The following is an 18,094-nucleotide window of genomic DNA, read 5'->3' on the forward strand; positions in this document are numbered from 1 at the left end:
TCAGTTGTTCTGATGAATATTCTGACGAAGGTTCTGACGAAGGATGGCGGTGCTGCTGAACAATTCATGGCCTGTTGCTGCGTAGAACTGCTGCATAGAACTGCTGCACAGGACATCGATGACCCAGAGTACCAGGCGTGATTGGGCGTGATTGGGCGTGATTGGGCGATCGCGCAGTCACCCTTTAAACTGGAAATTGAACTGGAGATAAATCAGCAGCAGCGTGATTAGCAGCAGCAGGGTCGCCGCCGCCGCCGCATAGCCAAAATCAAACTGGGCGAAGGCTTCGGTATAGACGTAATAGACCAGCAGGTTCGTGGTATTCAGCGGGCCGCCGCCTGTGATCACGTAGGGCTGCTCGAAGCTGCGGAGCGTGAAGAGGGTCGTTGTGACGATTGCAAAAACCAGGGTGGGCCGCAGTCCCGGAAGTGTAATGTGCCAAAACTGCTGCCAGTCATTGGCTCCGTCTAGCTCGGCGGCTTCGTAGCGGCTTTGGGGAATGGTTTGCAGCCCCGCTAAAAAAACGACGAGGTTAAATCCAAGCTGCTTCCAAATGCTGAACAAAATTAGCACGGGCATGGCCCAAGTGGTGCTGCCTAGCCACGGAATTGGGGTAATCCCCAGCCAGCCCAGCGCCGCATTGACGGGGCCATCGGTTTGGAATAGCCAGCGCCAGCCCAGACCCACGGCCACCAGAGACGTAATCGAAGGGATGAAATATGCCGCTCGCAGCCAGTCCCGAAACTTCACGGCTCGATTCAGCAACACAGCCAATCCAAGCGGCAAGACTAGGCTGGGCAGCACTGTGGCCGCGGTGAAGTAGAGCGTATTTCCCAGCACTTGCCAAAAATCGGGCGTAGCCAGCAACCGTGTATAGTTTTGTAGCCCTACCCAGTGGATGCCGCTGCGGGTGAAGCTGCCCTGGGTCAGGCTGAGATAGGCGAGATAGGCAATCGGGAAAAATACAAAAACGCCCAAAAACGCCAGGGCTGGGGCGAGAAACAGCCAGGCGGTGAGGGTATCCTGCGAAGGGCGATCGCCCCCACCGGGTCTTTGAAACCTTGGGGACATCAGAAGCCGTTGTGGTCTATTAAATGCTTCACAATGCCAGAGATCACCTGCTTCACGGCGGGTTCGCTGGCGGTGTAGTTAATGGCGACCGAAATCACGTAGCGTTTGCCCTTGATGTTCACGCCGACGGTCGTGCCCAGCACGCTGGAGTTTTGCCCCGTTTTTTCGCCAATCCACACGGCGGGTCGCCGAATGGCCTCATAGCCCAATTCCCAATCGTACTGGTTTACCAGTCCTTCCAAAATCAGGTCTGCACCGGGAACTTCATTGTTATAGATGCTCACCATCATGTCAGTGAGTTCGTCCATGTTGATTTCGTTGGGCACGCCGCCGACATTATCCGTAGGACTGATGGAGTTTCCTGTGAGCTTGGTGCTGATGCGAGTGTACTGATAGCCGCGATCGCGCAGGGTTTGGTTAATTGCGTCCCAGCCCACGTAGTCGATCAGTTGATTCGTGGCGATGTTGCTGCTGTGGGTGATCGTTTGCAGCAGCACTTTGCGGATGGGATATTCAGTGCCGACCCAAATCTTGGCTGCGTCTTCGGTGTAGTTGCTAGGGTCGATGAAAATCGGCGTGTCGGGGTCGATCTTTTCGCGGGTCAGCTTGTCCATTGTGGCGATCGCCAGCGGCACTTTGATCAGGCTGGCGGGGCTGGCGGGTGGCTCTTTGCCCTGATAGCGGCGACATTCGCGCTCTAGCGAGCAGACCGTGACGTGAACCTGACTGCCCATGCCCGTACTGTCGGCGATCGCCTTCAGGAATCCAGAGCGGGCAGTATCGTATTCATAGGCGACCACGCTCAAGATGCCCTCATATTCCTTCAGCTTCTTGGCAGCCTGTTCCCCCACAAACGAATCGGCGGACACTTCCCGCAGCGAATCGGTTGCGGATTTCCAGAGCTGATAGCGCTTGGCAATGGTTTCCTCGGTTTGGTCAGGCTGCTGCTTCAGTTCAACTGCCTGGTTTGCCGTGCGGATGGCTTGCTCCCAGCTTACTTTGGCAGATTCTTCGACCCCAATACGAATTTCGACCGCTTGCAGCTTTTCTAGCAAGGCAGTTGGGACAGAATTTGCTCTAGTGGCCACGGAGACCAGGGTCGGCGGCTGGTTTTCGATGTCTTGCTGGAGGCGATTGCGGAGTTCGTATAGCTCTGCCAGCGACTTGGCTTCAGAAATGAGAGATTCTCCCTCTTTGTAGGGACGCTCCAGCACTGGTGTCAGGGCTGGATAAGAATGAACCAGGACGGCTCCTGCCATTACTCCGACTGCGCTGATGGGTGCAACGAGGGCATACCACCACCCGCGCTGCGCCACTGATTTCATGATTGCGACCACGGACTCACCCCTCCCCACGGAAGACCAGATGCTTACTAACTAGGCGTACTGATAGGAATGCAACCTTGAAGCTCAACCTTGAAGTTCAAGCTTGAGCAAGTGCAACCCTGCAACTGAACTTAATTAAAGTTAAATAATAAGACCATTCTTCATATTTAAATGGTGCAGTGTGACGCAATCTGGCAAGACACTGTGGCGGAAAAGGTTACCCAAGGCGCAGTCGGCTAACTGCTAAACCAGCTCAAGTATATGGCTTGCCGATTAAACCGGAACGCTTCGGTAGATAGACATTGGGGCTTCGGGAGATAGAAGGCGCAAAGCCACAGGGGGTCAGGGGGCGCAGCTTGGACGGGGCGATCGCCAAAAAGCGTCTGGAAATCGTCTAGAGTGAGGGTTGGAGTTTTTTGCCATCTGCTCCGATTGCCGTCTACGCATCACGTTTCCGTTTCATTTTGAGGTTTTCCAATGGCATCCATCCGTGAGTTGCATCAACAGCTCGTCTGCAAAGAGCGCTCGGCCGTCGAAATTGCTACCGAAGCCCTAGAGCGGGTTCAAGCCCTGGAACCCAAACTGCACAGCTTTATCAGCGTGACGGCCGACCGGGCGATCGCCCAGGCGCAGCAGGTGGATGCCAAAATCGCCGCCGGGGAAGCAATCGGGCCGCTGGCAGGCATTCCCATCGGCATCAAGGACAATCTGTGTACCCAGGGCATTCGCACCACCTGCGGCTCCCGCATTCTGGAAAACTTTGTGCCGCCCTACGAGTCCACCGTGACGCAGCGCTTGTTCGATGCAGGCGCAGTGATGGTGGGCAAAACGAATATGGACGAGTTTGCGATGGGCAGTTCGACGGAAACCTCTGCCTATCAGGTGACGGCAAATCCGTGGGATTTGGAGCGCGTACCGGGTGGCTCTTCGGGCGGTTCTGCCGCAGCGGTGGCCGCGGGGCAGTGTGTTGTGGCGCTGGGATCAGATACGGGCGGTTCGATCCGCCAGCCTGCGTCTCTCTGCGGTGTCGTAGGCATGAAGCCAACCTATGGATTAGTGTCGCGCTATGGGCTGGTGGCCTACGCCTCGTCGTTGGATCAGATTGGCCCCTTTGCCCGAACGGTGGAAGACGCGGCGATCTTGCTGAGGGCGATCGCCGGACATGACCCGCAGGACGCCACGAGCCTCAAGGTCGAAATCCCTGACTATGCCGCCGCCCTCAAGCCCGATTTCAAGCCGCGCGGCAAGCTGCGGATTGGCGTGATTCAAGAAACCTTCGGCGAAGGGCTGGACTCAACCGTAGAAGCGGCCGTCACCACAGCAGTCGAAACCTTGCAGGAACTCGGAGCCGAAATCCAGGTGATCAACTGTCCCCAGTTTCGCTACGGGCTGCCCACCTACTACATCATTGCCCCCTCCGAAGCCTCCGCCAACCTGGCCCGCTACGACGGCGTGAAGTATGGCTTCCGCGCCGACAATCCCGAAAATCTGCTGGATATGTACGCTAAGACCCGCGCCGAGGGCTTTGGCGCAGAGGTGAAGCGGCGAATTATGATCGGCACCTACGCGCTGTCGGCGGGCTATTACGATGCCTACTACCTCAAGGCGCAAAAGGTGCGGACGCTAATCAAGCAAGACTTTGAACGCGCCTTTCAGAAAGTAGATGTGCTGGTGTGCCCTACCTCGCCAACGACGGCCTTCAAGGCGGGCGAAAAGACCGACGACCCGCTCAGCATGTACCTGTCTGACCTGATGACGATTCCAGTGAACCTGGCGGGATTGCCTGCCCTCAGTCTGCCCTGCGGCTTTGACGACCAGGGCTTGCCGATTGGTCTACAGATGATCGGTAATGTGCTGCGGGAAGATATTTTGCTGAGCGTGGCCTACGCCTATGAGCAGGCAACGGAGTGGCACAAGAAAGCGCCAGTGATTTAGGGATTAGAATTGTTAGGGATTGGAGTTGCTGAGTTGGGCTACTCGCTCAGGCTGGCAGTTTTTAGGCCGGACTCTTGATCAGCCTTGCCAGAGAACCCAGGCGGTGGCGATCGCCAAGGTGGCCAGCGTCAGCGGCAGCCCAAACCGCAGATGCGTCCAAAATGATAGCGAAAAGCCCTGGCTGGCAGCGGCTTCGGCTGTGATCAGGTTGGCCACTGCGCCAAACAGCGTCAGATTGCCTGCCAGCGTGGAGCTAACCGCCAGCAGCAGCCAGGATTGGCTATCCTCGCGGGCAATCAGCGATTGCAGCAACAACACCGCAGGCACATTAGAAATCAGGTTTGACAAGATGGTAGTGACGCTGACCAGACCTACCGGATGGGCAATCCAGGGGAGCAGCCCCGACAGCAGGTTGAAGGATTGCAGGCTGCGCGTCAATACAAACAGTCCCGAAAAGATCACCAGCAGCCCCCAGTCCACATCCTGCAACACACGCTGGGGCTTGATGCGGCGCGTAATCAGCAGCACACCCGCCGCCACCAGGGCCGACTCCGCCAGCGGCAATCCCACCACAAAGGCGGCCAGCATTAGGCTACTCACCATCAGCGTCTTTCGCAGCAGCGGGCCATAGGCGCGGGGGCGAAAGGTGGGCACGTAGGGGCGCGGTTTGAGCGATCGCACCTCTGGATACATCCACCCCAGCAACCCAATTTGCAGCAGCAGGCCTATCAGAGCGATGGGGATCATCACCCGCGCAAACTCGGCGTAGGCGATGCCCGAAAAGGAGCCAACTAGAATATTCTGCGGGTTGCCGTTGAGCGTGGCGACGGAGCCGATATTGGTGGCCGCCGCTAGGGCCAGCAGGTAGGGAATTGGGTTGAGCGACAGGGTTTGGGCCAGGCTGACGGTGAGCGGCGTAAACACTAGGGCGATCGTGTCGTTCAGAAACACCGCCGACAACGCCCCGCAGCCCAGCGTCAGTGCTACCAGCAGTCCAAAGGGGCTACTCGTGAGGCGGATGAGATACAGCAGCGCCAGTTGAAAAAATCCGGCGTACCTGAGGTAGGCGTTGACAATCATCGTGCTGAGCAGAAACACGATGGTTGTCGGGTCGATGGCCTGCCAGGCCTCCTGTAGGGACAGTGTGCCTAGGGCAATGAGGGCGGCTGTTCCGGCGATCGCCATTGTGGCCCGGTTCATCCGCAGCCCTGGCACCGACCCCAAGGCCAGTCCCACGTAGGTCAGCCCGATCACCACCGCCTGGGCAACGGGCAGCCAGTTGGCGAGGGCGCGAAACTCGATGCCAAGGTACAGCACTGGTTTTGATGCCCAAAATTCAGGTGATATAATGGTAAGTCCAGGGTGACTAGCGCAACGGTAGCGCATCGGACTCTTAATCCGCTGGTTCTGGGTTCGAATCCCAGGTCACCCATATCCCAGGTCACCATATTACATGGCCATGTAAATGGCCCTAGTTGAAAGACCTAAGCTGAAAGACCTAGTGACGAGGCCTAGCTGCGGCGGTTGGGGGTTTGTCGATCCCTTCCCCAAGCAATCCCCTTCGCGATCGCCAGCTTAGCGGGTCGCGACCCCGTCGGCGCGGGCGGCCCGCTGAACCGCAGCAGAGACAGCGGTCGCCACACGCTCGTCAAACACCGACGGCACGATGTACTCGCGGTTGAGGTCGGCGGCGGTAATGAGCGAGGCGATCGCCCCTGCGGCCTCTAGGAACATGGTTGTGGTCATGGTCTTTGCACCACAGTCCAACGCGCCGCGAAAGATGCCAGGAAACGCCAGCACATTGTTGATCTGGTTGGGATAGTCGCTGCGGCCCGTCGCCATCACCGCCACATCATCGGTCACGAGTTCGGGCTGAATTTCAGGAATTGGATTGGCCATGGCAAACACAATTGGATCTGTCGCCATCGACTTCACCATGTCCACCGTCACCACCCCCGGCGCACTCACGCCCATGAATACATCCGCGCCCACCATTGCATCTGCCAGGGAGCCGCTCTGGTCTATGGCAAATTCTTTCTTTTGGTCGGTCAGGTCGCTGCGGCCGTGGCTGAGGATGCCCCGCGAGTCGCAAATCACGATCTGGGTGGCTCCTGCTTTTTGCAACAGTCGGGCGATCGCCAGCCCCGCTGCCCCTGCGCCATTGATCACAATCCGCACCGACCCCATCGACTTATTCACCAGCTTCAGCGCATTGTAGAGCGCTGCCAGCGAGACAATGGCCGTGCCGTGCTGGTCATCGTGAAAAATGGGAATGTCCAGTTCTCGCTGGAGCCGCGCCTCGATTTCAAAGCAGCGGGGGGCGCTGATGTCTTCCAGGTTTACACCGCCAAACACAGGGGCGATATTTTTCACCGTTTGCACAATCTCGTCGGTGTCTTGGGTGGACAGGCAAATCGGGAAAGCATCAATGCCGCCAAATTCCTTAAACAGCATGGCTTTGCCCTCCATCACGGGCAGCGCTCCGGCGGGGCCAAGATTGCCCAAGCCCAGCACGGCGCTTCCGTCGGTGACGATTGCCACAGTGTTGCTTTTGATCGTTAGGGAATAGACCTTGGATGGATCTTCGGCGATCGCCGTGCAGATGCGCCCCACCCCCGGCGTGTAGGCCATCGCTAGGTCGCTCTGGTTTTTTAGAGAAATCTTGCTCTGGACGCTGATCTTGCCGCCCCGATGCAGGTTAAACGTGCGATCCGACACGTTCAGCACCTTGATATGCTCCAGCCCCTTCAGCGCGGTGACGATTGCCTCGGCATGTTCCACGCTCGACGCTTCAATCGTGATGTCGCGGATGATGGTTTTCAGCGTCCGCTCGATCACCTCGATCTGGTCAATATTGCCGCCCGCCTCGCCAATGGCCATGGTGACGTAGGCCAGCATTCCCGCCTGGTTGGGCAACTGCACGCGCACCATGAGGCTGAAGCTGGGATTAGGAGTGAGGCTGACCATAGGATTCTCGATTTTGGATTTTGGGTTTTGGATTTTGGGGACGCTGAATGTTTTCCCCGTCCGCAGTGCAGTGATGATCTTACCGCTACGGATCGTCCCTAGCGTAAGGGAGTCGCCAGACTGCAATTGTGCCAGAGTGAACAATCGATCAGGTTTCAGGTTCGGTCGGGCCAGACGGCCAACCGTTGGTGCTAATGGTGCTAAAGACCGGAACCCGAACCGAATTTCTAACTTCTAACCTCTAATTCCTGCTTCGGGGGCAACTAGGGCGATCGCCCGTTGCAGCGCAGACAGGCGCGTAGGAAACACATGATTTTCGTCCATGGCGTTCAGCAGGTTGAGCCGCTGGAGGCGATCGCGCACGCTGCCCTCCACGCCCACCAAAAACACCTCCCGCTGATGTCGATGTGCTTCTTGCACCATACCCTCGATCGCCAGCGCCGCCGTCACCCCCAATCGCGGCACTTCCGTCAGATCCAGAATCAGCACGTCGTACTCTTGCACCAGCGTCATCTGCTGCGAAATTGCCTTTGCCGCACCAAAGCTCATGGGCCCGCTGAGTTGAAACAGCATGATCCGACCCTGACCAGCTTCCAACAAGGCCTGTTCTTCTGGAGCCAGCGCTTCGTCTGTCGGATGAATAATCGCACGGACGCGCTTGCTCTGCAAGTCGCTCAGGCTTTTTACGGTCAGCAAATTGGCGAAAAACACGCCCACCGCCACCGCCGTAATCAGGTCTACAAACACCGTCAGAAACAGCACGCTATACATCAGCCCCGTTGCCTTCAGCGACAGCCGATGCGCCCGCCGCAAAAAGCTCCAGTCGATGATGTCAATCCCGACTTTGATCAAGATCCCCGCCAGCACTGCATTGGGAATCGGCTCCGTCAGCCTGCCCAGCCCCAGCATCACCAGCAGCAGCAAAACACCGTGAATCATGCCCGATAGCCGCGTTTTGCCGCCCGCCTGCACATTCACAACCGTCCGCATCGTTGCCCCGGCCCCCGGCAATCCCCAAAAAATGCCCGACAGCAAATTGCCGATGCCCTGGCCGATCAATTCCTGGTTGGAATCGTGCTGTGTCCGGGTGATGTTGTCGGCAACGAGAGAAGTCAGCAGCGAGTCGATCGATCCTAGCGTCGCCAGCATCAGCCCGTAGCCCGTCATCACGCGCAGCGCCTCCCACTCAAACGCCGGCCAGTGCGGCTGCGGCAGTGTCGTGGGAATGGCTCCAATCCGCGTCAGGTTTGCACCCTCGCCAAAAGCCAGTGAAATGAGCGTGCCAACCACCAGCGCCAGAAGGGGGGAAGGAATGACACGATTCAGCCGACGCGGCCAGTTAAACACGATCGCCAGCGTCATCAGCCCCAGCCCCAGCGCGAACCCGTTGGGATGCGTCAGATACGTCGGCAGGTTCCGCAGAGAATCCACAACTCCACTCGACCCTTTGTAGCCAAACAACGGCCCAATCTGGAGGAAGATAATAATGACCCCGATACCCGACATAAAGCCAGAAATGACCGTGTAGGGCATGAGCGTGATGTACGTTCCCAGACGCAGCACCCCAAAGAGAATCTGGAACAGCCCCCCCAGCGCAATGACGGTAAACGAAAGCGCTAGGCCGGTTTCGGGATACCGGCCAATCAGTACCGTGAAAATCGTTGCCATCACCACCGTCATTGGCCCAGTTGGGCCAGACACCTGAGCGGGCGTGCCGCCAAACAACGCCGCGAAAATGCCGACGAAGATTGCGCCGTAGAGTCCCGTAACCGCTCCCGCCCCGGACGATACGCCAAACGCCAGCGCCAGCGGCAACGCCACGATCGCTGCGGTGAGTCCGCCCCAAAAGTCATCTCGAAAATTACGAAAATTGAGATCCGGGGGTTTCAGAACATGAGTAAACTGTCTGAGCCAGGAGTTGATGGCAGTCACAATGGCAAGCCTCCAGGATATGGCCTAGATGTTGCGATAGGCCCTAGCTTCGCAGGATACGGCTGGAAATCTGGTTCAGGCGTTTCTTTCAAGATGTCTTCACTTCATTTATCCATACTTCATTCATCTGTTAAGCATTTACCTACTGATTCAACCCAGGCGCTATGGCAAGCTCTCAAGACCCCTTTCAAAACTCCCAGGATCAAAGCTCCCAGGATCAAAGCTTCAAAGCTCAGATTGCCGATCAGATTGCCGGGGATCGCCGGGATCACCAGGATCGAATAATTGTGCCGCTGGATGCACCGACGCTAGAAGAGGCGATCGCCCTTGTAGACCAGATCTCCGCAGTCCGCTTTTGGAAAGTCGGGTTGGAACTCTTCGTCAGCACAGGCGCGACCATCCTGGCAGAACTGAAGGCGCGGCAGAAGCGAATTTTTCTTGACCTCAAATTTCACGACATTCCCAACACCATGGCCGGAGCCTGTCGCGCCGCCGGACGCTATGGCGTGGACCTGCTTACCGTTCACGCCACGGCAGGCAAAGAGGCCCTCGTCGCCGCCAACGCCGCCGCCCAAGACGGAGCCGCCGCTGCGGGCAGCCCGCCCCCCAGGGTCATCGCCGTGACGGTGCTGACCAGCATTTCGCCCCGCACCCTCGCCTTCGAGCTAAAGGTTCCCCTGGAACTGCCCGACTTTGCCCTCCAGATGGCGCTACTGGCGCAAGACAGCGGACTATCCGGCGTGGTCTGTTCACCCCAGGAAGCCGCCCACCTGCGCCAGGTCTGTGGCGATCGCTTCCTGCTGGTCTGCCCCGGCGTGCGCCCCACTTGGGCCAGCGCCAACGACCAGCGCCGCGTCATGACTCCTGCCGAAGCGCTTCGGGCGGGCGCAAGTTATCTGGTGATCGGTCGCCCAATCACCGCTGCCCCCAATCCAGCAGAAGCGTTTGCGCGGATTTGTGAGGAGGCAGCGGCCTGACAAAGCCGCCTGCTCCAGTTCTCCTGAATAGCGCTTAAGTAACGCTATCGACCAGCAATCCAAAATCCAAAACCCAAAATCTGCACTACGCTATCCCCACCACCTTCCAACCCCCTCCCCCTCACGCCTGCCGGGCACGGCAAATGCAAAACACCGATGTATAGCCGTGCAGAAATGTTGTGCTGCCGACGGGGCCAATTTCGCCATTGCAGAAAAAGCCGCTGACCGGCGCTTGGGTGATGTAGCGTCGGAACAGAGCGGAGTCGAAGTTCGGCTTGCCATACAGCCCTTCGCCGCGCCCCAAGCAGGAGAACATTAGCGCTCCGGCAGCAGACGTTTGCCCAGACTGGGCCTGGTAGCGGCGCAGCAGGGTTTCCAGGTCTGTCGCCGAGGCATCGGCATCGCGCAGGTGAAACTGGATGCGCTGGCCCGGACGGACGCGATCGCCAATGGCCACTGCTCCAGCGCGGGGATCGACCCCCAGCAAATTGCGAATCAGAAAATCGCCCTGCTCGAGCTGCTGCTTGAACTCACTCTGGGCAATGCCGACAAACAGCGAATGCTGGGCCAGCTCCCGGTCTTCTTCGCTGAGGTCTTGCAGTAGCTCTTGCAGCGCCTCTAGCGGCGTGCTGTCGGGGGTGGAACCAGGTTGGGCGGCTTCTGGCGCAATCTTAATCATAATATTGCGATCGCCCTCCACCACGCGAAACGGCTGGCCAATGGGCCGACAGCCCTGCGCCACAATGGTTTCCATCACCAGGTTGCCGCTCAGCGCCACGCCTACCACGCCGTCTCGGTAGAGCTTGCCGTTGCAAAACAGGTTGCCATGCCCCATCCCGCTGCCGTCCGTCAGACCCCCCACTTTGATTGCGCCCGGATAGGCATAGTCCAGCCCTTGCAGCAGGTCGTTAATGCTAGAAAACACAGGTTCCGCCATCAGGATAAAGTTGGGACGTTCGGCTGGATCAACGCCGACCAACTCAGCCCAGGCATCAGGCGGGCTATCCAGGTCGGGCAAGTCTTCCGCAGACAGGTGAAAGGCGTGGAGCTTGACCCCTGGGAGGCGGGCGAGGGTGAGGCTGAGGGCGGTTTCGCCTTCGATTTCCTGAATTTCCTGGATCGAGTCGGGGCCGGCCATTCCCACAATGCCGCCGCCGCCACAGCCCACCAGCACAGGCAGATCCAGCACCTCACTGAGTAGGGGCAACAGGCGGGGATATTCGCTGGCAAAGGTGGATGAGATGAAGACCAATCCCAGATCGGCAGGGGAACCCAACTGCGCTTGCGATCGCGCTACCACTTCTCGCACTGCCGCTTCTAGAGACGGGCGCGTGGATAATGCATTGACCCATCGCATCGTGTCAGCCACGGGCAGTTCCCCCTCGTATCAGTGACAACTAGCTACTCATAGAAAAATGGTAGTGCCGAATGGGACAGTCGGGATATCTCGACCCACGGGAAAGGGCGATCGCTTGCTAGCATGGAGACGAGACAAAAACCTGTTTGATTCCAGCTTTAGGTAGACAGACCCCTTGCCTTAAGACCTTAAGACATTCCCGCCATTCTCTTGACGGCTCCCGTCCTCAGGGTACTCTAAGAAAAAGGATACCGGCCTGCTACCGAGAGGTTCCTCGCACGATCTGTCTGGATGCCTTCTACCGAGATGCCTGTTCTGAGCGCTGCTGCTCAGATCCGTCTCAGATTAGATGCCTCTCAGATTAGATGTTTCCTATGCTCCTTAGTAGAGCTTGTTAGTAGAGCTTGAAGCTCGAACCTTAGAATCAAATTTGCAACTTTAGAGCCACTGAAATCTATGAGCGATATCCAAGCCAAAATTCAACAAGAGCGCCAAGAAGCTCGCAAAGTCTGTGAACTCAAGGGCGACGGATCTGCCGAGTGTGCTGCCGCATGGGATGCAGTTGAGGAACTTCAGGCAGAAGCCTCCCACCAGCGCGACAAGGAAGTAGAGAAGACTTCGCTGGAGCAATACTGCGACGACAACCCCGAAGCCGCAGAGTGCCGCGTCTACGACAACTAGTCGAATCAATCGAATAATAGAGGGTTTCCTTAGAGGGTGTTTGAAAGGGTATCGCCTGTAATGTTAAGCATTCAGAGATCCCCCCTTAGCACCCCCTTAAAAAGGGGGGAAACTGCCTTAGAGTCCCCCTTTTTCCTTAAGATCCCCCTTAAAAGGGGGGATTCGGGGGAATCTTACACGCTTTGCTACAAATCGTAGGACTTTTCAAATGTCCTCTTGGGCGGAGCCATTGAGTTGGCTCTATGTACCAAGAGGCAGGCTACTTTGGATTGAAGTCGCCTGGCTATGGCTTGTGATTCCGCAAGCTTTGGTGATGGGCAGAGAGATGGAGAGCGATCGCCCGCTCAATTCTCTCTGTCCATTGCTGTTTCTGCCCTCTGCCTTTTGCCCCATCTGGCATTAGCATGAAGAAAACTCGGTTTTACCACTCGGTTTTTTCAAACGCTGTGCTGTGATGGTTGCGCTGCTCATTTTGATGATTGGACTCACCCCCTCACTGGTGTCGCTCTGGATCATGCGACAAGCCGATGCCCAGGCTCAAGAGCGACTGCGCCATGCGCTAGAGGCGATCGCCCATCGAGGACTCCCCTCCCTCCAGCCCACGCCAGACCTGCGCTACATCGAAGGCATCGGGCTGCTGATTGGAGACTTTACCTGTCGCTACAACGCGCGATCGCGCTACCTCCGCTGCGCCATCAACCCGTCGGGCCCCTGCGAAGGCTGCCGACAATACGACCCGGTGATTCCCGATGAGTCGGTGATGCTCGATTCCTGAGCAACGCGCACAATTTCCTGAGGCGAATTGCTCTATAGTGCAGAAGTTGCAGAAGTTATAGTGCAGAAGTCAAACGTAAGGTTCAGGTAGGCAGCAGGCGGTCGGGCAACTTTGAGTAACGCAGAACAAAATCTGGAGCCGCAAATGACCGATTTGGCGGCAGGTTCGGCAGTTGGCTCGACGGATCTGGAATGGCAGGCCGCGGCCGAGTCTTCGGCGGGCCAGACCGGACAAAGCAGCCCCGCAGACTGGCAGGCGGCCGCAGCGCTGGGGCTGGCCCTATTTGGTATTTCCATTGGCTCTATCTTTTTTGTGGCGGCGGGGCGCGAGATGAGTCCCAACGCGATCGCCCTCAATCGTCTGATCATCGCGGCGATCGTCTTTGCTGGGCTAAACGGGATTCAGGCAGTGCGCCAGCCCGATTTGATTCTGGAGCTTCGTAAGACCAATCCACCAAAAGTTTTGGACGGGCTGCTGCTGCTGGCGGCGGGCGTTTGCTTTGCGCTGTCGCTGGTGCTGCTGGCCTGGTCGTTTACCCAGACCAGCGTTGCCAAAGCCTCGCTGTTTACCCACATGATGCCGCTGTTCACCACGCTGGGCGCATGGCTGGTGCTGGGGCGGCGGTTTAGCAGGCGATTTTTGATTGGCATGATGGTGGCGGTGGTCGGGGCGATCGCCATTGGCATCGACGACTTTGGCGGCGGCGACAACAGCCTGTGGGGGGATGCGGCGGCCCTGGGCGTGGCGCTGCTGTTTGCCACCGAAATTTTGATTATGGAACAGTTGCGATCGCGCTTTTCGGTACCCCTGCTGGCAATGGGCGAATGCGCGATTGGCAGTCTGCTGCTGCTGCCCACTGTGCTGCTCCAAGGCGAATCGCCCCTGCCCCCAAGCGGAACGAGCGCGGCGGCCGTCGTGGGGCTGGCGCTGATGACGCAAATGGGTGGCCACGGGCTGATTACCTACAGCCTCAAGCGGTTTTCGGCGGGCGTGGTGTCGGTGGTGCTGCTGGCGGTGCCGATGATTTCCGCAGGGCTGGCGCTGGTGGCGTTTTCGCAGACCATTAGCCTGATGGATGCGATCGCCTTTGCGGTCGTGCTGACAGGCATTTATCTGTCCATTACCAAGTAAGATCGCGAAGTTTTTGCTTTAGTTCTTTCCAAAAGAAAAACATAAGTTACGATTTAGAAAATCGTCGAAAGCCATCGCTATACTTTCACCTGAAGCCTTACAAGTTAAACCAGCAAAGCGACGTGAACCTGGTTGCCTGACACAAGTCCCGAAAGCCCAGAAAATTCGTTGTCTTGGGATCGAAGCCCATAGCTCCTGAGTTGGAGCCGGAGGGCTTGGTCAGAGGAGCTTTTGGGCCAGCGTCCCCTACGAGAAATCAGGGGTTTCCAGAGATGTGTCAGGCAGTCGCGACGTGAACAGCATTTTACCGTCCAATCTATTCGATACACTGGTCTATGTCATTCCAGGATTTTTAATCGGCATTTCTCTGCTGTTTCTATTCTCACCAGAATCCTTAAGCCTGGATAATGACAAGATTGGCCTTGGAATGCTGACCCTTTTTTTGATTCTGTCCTACGTGTTGGGCATCATCGTTCATCGGCTCTCAGAAACGGTCATCTATCCGCTGTACTACCTGTTTGGAGAGGGAGTGCTAGAGGAGATTATTAGAGACTTTCCAGATATAGAGACGGTTCGAGCGCTGATCGACAACAGCCTGGAAATTACTCCCCTGGGCGATGTTGACTACTATCGATATGCATCGCTCATTGTCTATGAAAAGCTGCCTAAAACTGCCGAAATCGCTGAAAAGATGATGGCTATGAGTACGATGTCTCGGAGTCTTCTCATCTGCTTTCCCATTTTTGCCCTATCTGCAACAAAGGCGTTTACCCGAAAGTTTTCCAAGAGGATGGAACTCTCAATTTTCTTATTGTTGGGTGTTGTTTTGCTATTTATCGAGGTTGTCTTGCTGAGGAGCTTTTTGTTCTATTGATCTTCTTCTGTATGGGAAGTTTTGAGGGGATATATCGTCTATAGTAAGCTGGAGAGTTAGGATAAAGCTGTCCTGAAGATTGATTCAAGTCCCAATCTGAAATCAAGCCCCGATTCATCATCAGGTTGACTCACCATGCCCCGCCAGACACCACTCCTCTCTAGCCCGACGCAATGGGTGCAGGTTCCCAACGGCGATTTGCAGATTGATGCTTATCTGGCGATGCCTGCGGGCGACGGGCCGTTTCCGGCGGTGGTGGTGATTCAGGAGATTTTTGGGGTGAATGAGCATATCCGCGACGTGACAGAGCGCGTTGCAGGGCTGGGCTATGTGGCGATCGCCCCTGCCATTTATCAGCGACTTGCGCCGGGGTTCGAGGCGGGCTACACGCCAGAAGACGTGAAGCAGGGACGGGTTTACAAAGAGCAGACGAAGCGAGAAGACCTGTTGAGTGATATCCAGGCGGCGATCGCCTTTTTGCACGCGCTGCCCCAGGTCAAACCCGGCGGTGTTGGCTGCATCGGCTTTTGCTTTGGCGGGCATGTGGCGTATCTGGCGGCGACGCTGCCAGAAGTCGTGGCTACTGCATCTTTCTACGGGGCGGGCATCACCACCTGGTGTCCTGGCAATGGCATTCCCACCGTCAGCTACACGCCAGATATCAACGGCACGATCTATCTATTCTTTGGCAAAGAGGATGCCAGCATTCCCCAAGAGCAGGTAGATCAAATCGAATCGACCCTCCAGGAAAACTACATCGCGCATCGCGTCTTTCGCTATGACGGTGCGGGGCACGGCTTCTTCTGCGATCGCCGGCCCGACTATCGGCCCGAAGCGGCTGCTGATGCTTGGGAAAAAGTCCAGCAGCTTTTTCAACAGCTTCAGACCGACAGCGACACCGATAGCGCTTTGTAGGCTGCGATTCCGAACCGCTACTCTGGATCGAGTCATCGGAAACGCCAGCGCTTCTGCTGCTAAAGGCTGAAGTTGGCGGCTGCTTCTCCGGGCATGACCGGTGGCAGCGTTTCAAGAAACTCCACCAAATCGTTCATTTGGCTGTAGGGACGACCGATAAAGTATCGACTTTCGACCCAATACAGAAGGCGATTGTCCATCATGCTAATGCGGAGGGTGCAGCCCCGGTCCTCCGCGAAGCGAAACACGTCTGCAATATTCACGGTACTACCAATCATGTGAGTCTTGACTCCATCTAGGTTTGGACTAAGTTTGGATGAACCTACAGCTGAGGGGATATGCGGATGACTCAGCGTTCCATGTCAGTGAGATTTGGCAACTGTTGCGCGGCCTTAGAACAAAAAAGGTTCTTTGGATTTTGCATGTCCGTGGTTTTGCGGCGGGCGTTCCGAGAACCTGAGCAGAGACGTTCCTGAATGATCCTATTCTTTATATTTTTTTAATCTTTAGGACTCCGTAGTTTCAACGATTTTTTCTTTGCAGACAAGCTTTTCTCCGTGGAATACGCAGGTATCAGTATTTGGAGTGAAAGATTTTAGAGCTAATTTATGAAGCAAATCTTAAGAAGCCTGAAACTCTTGGCATGTGTGGCTTTGAGGTCATGTTTGCCCAGGAAAAGCGGTTTCTCGGAAATCCTTGATTAACAAGGCTTTCAGGCTCCTTTACAAATTAGCTCTTAATCAGTAGCTACGCAATTACGACGAATTTCTGGGATTTTGGGTTATTTTCTATCAACTTTCATCGGCTGAGTTTACTAGAAATCATTGAACTTTGCCGAGCCTGAATGGCGTGAGGGATTGATAAAGTGGCGACCTGAAGTCGCGATTTGAGACTAGTATTTAGGTATTACTCAGTTCAATCCATGCAGGTTCGCTATGACGCTCAAGCCTTCCCAGATTTTGCAACTGCTGGATGCTCGACGGGAGCAGTTCACCGCGTTTGATCGGTCAGCAGTGCAGCGGTTGCAGAGCTACTGGGCGGCGCTGCGCCAGTTTTCTCAGCTTTCCGACGAGGGGCGATCGCACTTGCTGGCCCAATATCCGGGCGATGACTTGGGCGCACGACCGATCGAGAGCCTGGCCCATGCGCCGCAGTGCGTGTTGCCCTGCCAACTCCAGTGGGACAACCGAGAACAGAGCTTGGCCTGGGCCCGCGATCGCCTGCTGAATGTCACCACCTTTGCCGTTGATGGGTCGCAGATTTACCCCGGCAAAGACCTGTCGATTCCTGTGGCGCTGGTGCAAATTGGCTGGTATGAAAATCATCACCGTCCCAGCGGAGCCTACGAAAAGGACGTGGCGGTAGACCTAATGACCCCGCAGGATTTGCGCGAGGGCGGCAAGGGCGACCCAGTGGATCGGCGGGTGAATATGCGTCGATTTCAGCTTGAAACGCGGCGGCTGACGGAGTATATCCAGGGCCGAAAAGAGCAATTACAGAACCTCTCCGAGAAAACGCTGGTGTTTCTGGACGGGTCGATGGTGGCCAGCTTTGCAGAACCGTTTGACGAGGCAAACCAGCAGTTTTATGTAGATTGTCTGCTGCCGCTGCTGCACGCCAGCGAAGCTCAGCGAGTGCCCTTGGTGGCCTATATCGACACGTCCTATGCCGATGACCTAGTGCGGATGCTGCGGCTGTTGTATGACCTGGAGCCAGCCGACGCGATTCACGACGCGCAGATTTTGAACGCGCTGATGCGCTGGGGCGATCGCACGCCGCTGTTTCTCTGCGAGCGGCCGGGCATTTTAAGTCGCTATGGCCACCATCGCCGCCGGATTGCCTTTACGTATTTAAAGACCACCCGCGACACCTACCCGGCTCGGCTGGAACTCCCGCTGTGGGTGGTGGAGGCGGGCTTGGCGGACACTGTGATTGACTGGGTGCGGGCGGAGGTGATTGCGGGCGGCGGCTATCCCTACGCCATCGAAACGGCGGATCAGACTGCGGTGCTGCAAGTGGGCGATCGCCAGTTGTTCTTTCGCCTTTTGCAAGAATGGGCCGACAAGCAGGGGCTAGACCTGCGCTTTTCTCGCAAGATGGTAAGCAAGGCCCGGCGGCGCTAGCCCCACCAGACCGCAGCCTATTTAGGACAGG

Annotated in this window: 16 protein-coding genes and 1 tRNA gene; 10 read left to right on the plus strand and 7 right to left on the minus strand. The window is 56.7% G+C overall.

The genetic code is table 11. The features are described from left to right. Positions 1-177: 177 nt before the first annotated feature. Both HPC62_RS09405 and HPC62_RS09410 read right to left on the minus strand, forming a co-directional pair. The gene (locus HPC62_RS09405) at positions 178-1,071 is read right to left on the minus strand and encodes a carbohydrate ABC transporter permease (RefSeq protein WP_172355113.1); all 894 of its coding nucleotides are present in this window, start codon (positions 1,069-1,071) and stop codon (positions 178-180) included. After that, positions 1,071-2,408 (minus strand): serine hydrolase, encoded by a 1,338-nt coding sequence (locus tag HPC62_RS09410; protein WP_172355115.1) that lies wholly within the window; start codon positions 2,406-2,408, stop codon positions 1,071-1,073. The genes HPC62_RS09405 and HPC62_RS09410 overlap by 1 nt, the downstream gene beginning before the upstream one ends. A 465-nt stretch (positions 2,409-2,873) precedes the next feature. Between HPC62_RS09410 and gatA the strand changes: the two genes are divergently transcribed. Continuing rightward, positions 2,874-4,331 (plus strand): Asp-tRNA(Asn)/Glu-tRNA(Gln) amidotransferase subunit GatA, encoded by a 1,458-nt coding sequence (gene gatA, locus HPC62_RS09415; protein WP_172355117.1) that lies wholly within the window; start codon positions 2,874-2,876, stop codon positions 4,329-4,331. 78 nt (positions 4,332-4,409) lie between these two features. Here the strand turns inward: gatA and HPC62_RS09420 are convergent, their stop codons facing one another. Next, the gene (locus HPC62_RS09420) at positions 4,410-5,645 is read right to left on the minus strand and encodes an anion transporter (protein ID WP_390820356.1); all 1,236 of its coding nucleotides are present in this window, start codon (positions 5,643-5,645) and stop codon (positions 4,410-4,412) included. A gap of 46 nt (positions 5,646-5,691) precedes the next feature. On the opposite strand from HPC62_RS09420, the gene HPC62_RS09425 reads away from it, so the two are divergent. After that, positions 5,692-5,763: transfer RNA gene (locus tag HPC62_RS09425), tRNA-Lys, on the plus strand. A gap of 143 nt (positions 5,764-5,906) precedes the next feature. Here HPC62_RS09425 and HPC62_RS09430 read toward each other — a convergent pair. Both HPC62_RS09430 and HPC62_RS09435 read right to left on the minus strand, forming a co-directional pair. Further along, complete coding sequence (locus HPC62_RS09430; RefSeq protein ID WP_172355121.1) at positions 5,907-7,298, minus strand: malic enzyme-like NAD(P)-binding protein; 1,392 nt, start codon at positions 7,296-7,298, stop codon at positions 5,907-5,909. A gap of 234 nt (positions 7,299-7,532) precedes the next feature. Next, positions 7,533-9,230, minus strand: coding sequence for a SulP family inorganic anion transporter (locus HPC62_RS09435; RefSeq protein ID WP_228721738.1), 1,698 nt, complete (start codon positions 9,228-9,230; stop codon positions 7,533-7,535). 164 nt (positions 9,231-9,394) lie between these two features. Between HPC62_RS09435 and pyrF the strand changes: the two genes are divergently transcribed. Next, positions 9,395-10,207, plus strand: coding sequence for an orotidine-5'-phosphate decarboxylase (pyrF, locus tag HPC62_RS09440; protein WP_172355123.1), 813 nt, complete (start codon positions 9,395-9,397; stop codon positions 10,205-10,207). A 121-nt stretch (positions 10,208-10,328) separates the two neighbouring features. Here pyrF and HPC62_RS09445 read toward each other — a convergent pair whose 3' ends face one another. After that, complete coding sequence (locus tag HPC62_RS09445) at positions 10,329-11,564, minus strand: FIST signal transduction protein (protein WP_172358872.1); 1,236 nt, start codon at positions 11,562-11,564, stop codon at positions 10,329-10,331. Positions 11,565-12,020: 456 nt separating this feature from the next. On the opposite strand from HPC62_RS09445, the gene HPC62_RS09450 reads away from it, so the two are divergent. The 6 genes from HPC62_RS09450 to HPC62_RS09475 all read left to right on the plus strand — a co-directional run bounded on the left by HPC62_RS09450 (position 12,021) and on the right by HPC62_RS09475 (position 15,940). Beyond that, a complete protein-coding gene (locus HPC62_RS09450; RefSeq protein ID WP_172355125.1) occupies positions 12,021-12,245 on the plus strand; it encodes a Calvin cycle protein CP12 in 225 nt (74 codons plus the stop codon). A 208-nt stretch (positions 12,246-12,453) separates the two neighbouring features. After that, complete coding sequence (locus tag HPC62_RS09455; protein WP_172355127.1) at positions 12,454-12,648, plus strand: hypothetical protein; 195 nt, start codon at positions 12,454-12,456, stop codon at positions 12,646-12,648. A 51-nt stretch (positions 12,649-12,699) separates the two neighbouring features. After that, complete coding sequence (locus HPC62_RS09460) at positions 12,700-13,020, plus strand: DUF6464 family protein (RefSeq protein ID WP_216655393.1); 321 nt, start codon at positions 12,700-12,702, stop codon at positions 13,018-13,020. A gap of 111 nt (positions 13,021-13,131) precedes the next feature. Further along, the gene (locus tag HPC62_RS09465) at positions 13,132-14,151 is read left to right on the plus strand and encodes a DMT family transporter (RefSeq protein WP_216655348.1); all 1,020 of its coding nucleotides are present in this window, start codon (positions 13,132-13,134) and stop codon (positions 14,149-14,151) included. Positions 14,152-14,443: 292 nt separating this feature from the next. After that, a complete protein-coding gene (locus tag HPC62_RS23705; RefSeq protein WP_228721739.1) occupies positions 14,444-15,025 on the plus strand; it encodes a hypothetical protein in 582 nt (193 codons plus the stop codon). A 135-nt stretch (positions 15,026-15,160) separates the two neighbouring features. Beyond that, positions 15,161-15,940, plus strand: coding sequence for a dienelactone hydrolase family protein (locus HPC62_RS09475; protein WP_172355131.1), 780 nt, complete (start codon positions 15,161-15,163; stop codon positions 15,938-15,940). A gap of 59 nt (positions 15,941-15,999) precedes the next feature. Here the strand turns inward: HPC62_RS09475 and HPC62_RS09480 are convergent, their stop codons facing one another. Beyond that, positions 16,000-16,218 (minus strand): hypothetical protein, encoded by a 219-nt coding sequence (locus HPC62_RS09480; protein ID WP_172355133.1) that lies wholly within the window; start codon positions 16,216-16,218, stop codon positions 16,000-16,002. Between the two features lie 657 nt (positions 16,219-16,875). Here HPC62_RS09480 and HPC62_RS09485 point away from each other — a divergent pair. Beyond that, on the plus strand, positions 16,876-18,063 hold the full coding sequence (locus tag HPC62_RS09485) for a DNA double-strand break repair nuclease NurA (RefSeq protein ID WP_172355135.1): 1,188 nt from the start codon (positions 16,876-16,878) through the stop codon (positions 18,061-18,063). The last annotated feature ends 31 nt before the right edge of the window (positions 18,064-18,094 follow it).

Origin of the sequence: Thermoleptolyngbya sichuanensis A183, assembly GCF_013177315.1 — a bacterium.
GTDB classification, from domain to species: Bacteria; Cyanobacteriota; Cyanobacteriia; order Elainellales; family Elainellaceae; genus Thermoleptolyngbya; species Thermoleptolyngbya sichuanensis.